Origin of the sequence: Streptomyces sp. NPDC056948, from assembly GCF_042674225.1 — a bacterium.
Lineage (GTDB): Bacteria > Actinomycetota > Actinomycetes > Streptomycetales > Streptomycetaceae > Streptomyces > Streptomyces purpurascens.
The window spans coordinates 1-1,770 of sequence record NZ_JBHUQX010000775.1 but is presented as its reverse complement, the minus strand read 5'-3'; the positions used below and the strand labels follow the sequence as shown (position 1 = coordinate 1,770).

The window sequence follows — 1,770 nt, the reverse complement described above, 5'->3', positions numbered from 1 at the left end:
ACCGAGGGCTGTTCGACGGCGACGGCCTGCGGCGCGGTGAGCACGGCGGCGGTCAGGACGGTCGCGGAGGCGGCGGCACGCAGAGCAGTTCTGAGACGAGACATGACAAACAGACGCTTTCTGTCGGGCGCGGGGACGCAGACCGGGTGACTGGAAATGATCGACTGAGCCAATGGCCAGATCACTTTACGGTCGGGTTTGATCGACATCGTCAAGTGATGAGTAAGTGGCCGGAATTGGCCGGATGGAAGCGCTTTCAAGCGGAACGGCCGGGAGCGCCGGGAAGCCGTGGCTGATACTGAGCCCCGATGAGACCCGGATCCCGAAGCGGAAGAGCGAGTCCGCCGCCGCACCCGGCCGGAAATGGCCGGTTCGCTTCGGTCAGGCCTCCGACTCCGCAAGCCGCAGCGTCCGCTCCGCCAGCTCGCTGATCCGCACCCCGTCGAAGCCGAACACCGCACTGCGGACCGTGTCCTCCAGCGGGGCCTTCCAGTGGTCCGGGATGGCGGCCGCCCCGCCGAACACGCCCGCCACCGAACCCGCGGTCGCGCCGTTGGAGTCGGTGTCCAGACCGCCGCGGACGGTCAGGGTGATGGTGCGCGTGAAGTCGCCGTCGCCGTAGAGCAGGCCGGCGGTCAGGACGGCGGCATTCGGAACGGTGTGGATCCAGCCCATCCCCACGGTCTCCTCGGCGATCGTGGTGAGCGTGTCCTCCCAGGACATCCGGGTGTCGTGCAGGGAGACCACCCGGCGCACCGTGCGGGCCAGGCGGCTGCTCGCCGGGATCACGGTCAGGGCCTGGTCGACGGCATGCCGCACGGTGGGTGCCGTGAACGCCGCCGAGATCAGCGCCGCCGCCCACATCGCCCCGTAGACCCCGTTGCCGGTGTGCGACAGCACCGCGTCCCGCCGGGCCAGCGAGGCGGCCCGGCGCGGCACCCCCGGGCAGGTCCAGCCGTAGATGTCGGCCCTGATCAGCGCCCCGATCCACTCCTGGTACGGATTGTCGTACGTCGCCGTCAGCGGCGGCTTGAGCCCGCCGGCCAGGTTGCGGTACGCGGCCCGCTCGGCGGTGAACGTCTGGAGGTACGGCAGCCGCAGCAGCCACAGGTCGCCGACCTGCTCGGTGCTGAAGCCGAAGCCGTGGGTCTCCAGCAGGTGGAGGCCGAGGATCGCGTAATCGACGTCGTCGTCTCGGCAACTGCCGTGGATCCGGCCGCGCACACACTGGCGCCACTCGGGCCGCAGCGCCCTCTCGTCGTCGCCGACGGGCTCGGGCAGGTAGTCGGTCAGGGGGAGGGCAGCGGCCTGTCTGAGGTAGCGGTCGATGCGGTCGCGTGTCCAGACCTCGCCCTGTTCGACCGGTTTGCCGAGCATGTTTCCCGCGATGCGGCCCAGCCAGCCGCCGAGGATGCGGTCGGCGAGCGCTGCTTCGGTGTCGACGAGGGTCATGGTTACGGTCTACCCGTTTCCGCGGGATCGCCCGAGGGGTGGGGCACCGGTCCAGGAGTCGGGCAGATGCTGACGGCCGGGGCGTCCTCCGGTTAAGGTCACAGCGGCGCGACTGGCCCTGACGTGCGTGAGGGCCCGGAGAGCAAGGGGAGTGCAAGTGGCGGACGCTGCAGTGAGCGGTACCCGAACGACGCAGCGGGTGCTCGTCGCCGCGGACAAGTTCAAGGGGTCGCTGACGGCCGTCGAGGTCGCCGAGCGGGTGACGGCCGGGCTGCGCCGGGCCGTGCCGCACCTCGAGGTCGCGGCGCTGCCCGTGGC

The 1,770-nt window shown here is 70.7% G+C and carries 2 protein-coding genes and 1 pseudogene; 1 reads left to right on the top strand and 2 read right to left on the bottom strand.

Annotated elements, in window-relative coordinates:
- Both ACFTZL_RS44610 and ACFTZL_RS44605 read right to left on the bottom strand, forming a co-directional pair.
- A pseudogene (locus tag ACFTZL_RS44610) lies at positions 1–209 on the bottom strand (hypothetical protein); the annotation flags it as partial.
- A gap of 172 nt (positions 210–381) precedes the next feature.
- On the bottom strand, positions 382–1,452 hold the full coding sequence (locus ACFTZL_RS44605; RefSeq protein WP_382596278.1) for an ADP-ribosylglycohydrolase family protein: 1,071 nt from the start codon (positions 1,450–1,452) through the stop codon (positions 382–384).
- A 157-nt stretch (positions 1,453–1,609) separates the two neighbouring features.
- Between ACFTZL_RS44605 and ACFTZL_RS44600 the strand changes: the two genes are divergently transcribed.
- Positions 1,610–1,770 (top strand): glycerate kinase (locus ACFTZL_RS44600; protein WP_382596281.1); only part of this gene is annotated, 161 nt, incomplete at its 3' end.